Raw genomic sequence first — 1,416 nt, 5'->3', positions numbered from 1 at the left:
CCCGCCCCGAACGGGTCGCCGCCACCGCGGTGCTGGGGGGTTTCGTGCTCGGCGCCGCACAGCCGGCGGACCCGCTGCTTCGCCGCATGAAGCCGGAGGCGTTCTGGGCGCGGGGTGACGCCGACCGCGTCATCGCGACCCCGGCCGTCGAACGCACCGAGGCCTGGCTCCCCTCGCACACGACCCTCACCGCTCGGGTCTATCCCGGGCTCGGCCACGCGATCGATCAGCGGGTGCTCGATGATCTCGCCGTGTTCCTCGCGGCCGCCGTGCCGCTCGGAGCGTCGACGATCTGACACCGCTCATGCGCACGCTGCCCCGCCGGTGGGCGCCTGCCGTGGCGCTCAGCGCGCGACGAGGATGCGTGTGGGGTTCGGCGCCTCGGTGCGGTGCCGCACGCGTCCCGGTATGCCCGTGCGCAGGTCGAGTGCGAGCGACGCGATGCTGCCGCTGCGCTCGCCTGCGACAAGCAGGGTGTCGCGCTGCACGGTGTGGTCGCGCGGCCAGCTCACCCCCGACTCCACGAGGGCGAGCGGGGTGAGATCGGTGCCGGTGCCGGCCACGCGCACGGTGGCGATCGTGTCGCTGCCCCGCAACCCCAGGTAGACCCGCTCGGCATCACGAGAGAGCACGATGCCCGCCGCGAGGTCGCCGGCGGGCGCACCCAGCGACAGACCCGCCACGATGCGCCACGCACCCGACGCATCCGGCGCGAGCGCGAAGAGCTCGGCGCTCAGCTCGGTGACGACGTACAGGTGACCGCTCGGGTGCCAGACCGCGTGCCGCGGCCCGCTGCCCCGCGGGAGCACGACCTCTCCGACCGGACGCAGCCGCGACCCCGACGGTCGCCAGAACCGCACCAGGTCGAAGCCCATGTCGGTGGTGGCGACGAGTCCGCGCGGCAGGAAGGTCGCATGGTGGGCGCGCGAGACGCGCACTTCGGGGTCGACCTCGACGACGACGGCGGGTTCGACGGATGCCTCGGGCTCGGCGTAGTCGGGAACGAGATGCGCGAACTCCGCCCCCGCCGCCTCACGCAGGGCGCGCGCCGCAGCGGCGAGATCGATCGCGTCCACCGCGGGGCGCGCGGGTGCCTGGCCCACCGAATCCCCCGCGACCGCGAACGGGTCGCCGGACGAGAACGGATCCCCGGCTGACGCCCCGATCTCCGGCGTATGCGGGCGGCCCGCGGCATCCAGCCCCATCGCCACGACACGACCGTCCCCCCAGCAGCTCGCGATGAGCCGCGTGCCGTCGGGGTCGACGGCGACGTGGCAGACCAGGTCGCCGGCGGGAACCGGATCGCCGAGGCGGGCGAAGCCGCGCTCGCTCGTGCGACGGAAGGCCTGCACGGCCCCCTGTCCCTCGAGTGCCGCGTAGACGACGTCGAGCCTCGGGTGGGCGCTGAGCCACGAC

The 1,416-nt window shown here is 74.6% G+C and carries 2 protein-coding genes; one reads left to right on the top strand and one right to left on the bottom strand.

Features of this window, described 5'->3' with window-relative positions:
* Nucleotides 1–296, top strand: a 296-nt coding sequence (locus ASG00_RS00960; RefSeq protein ID WP_442922563.1) for an alpha/beta hydrolase, incomplete at its 5' end; no start/stop codon positions are given.
* A 48-nt stretch (nt 297–344) separates the two neighbouring features.
* On the opposite strand, the gene ASG00_RS00955 is transcribed toward ASG00_RS00960, so the two are convergent.
* Nucleotides 345–1,416, bottom strand: a 1,072-nt coding sequence (locus tag ASG00_RS00955; RefSeq protein WP_056206183.1) for a lactonase family protein, incomplete at its 5' end; no start/stop codon positions are given.

Source organism: Microbacterium sp. Leaf351, assembly GCF_001423825.1.
Lineage (GTDB): Bacteria > Actinomycetota > Actinomycetes > Actinomycetales > Microbacteriaceae > Microbacterium > Microbacterium ginsengisoli.
Note: the sequence above shows the minus strand (reverse complement) of the source record. Positions and strands in the feature narration are given on the sequence as shown.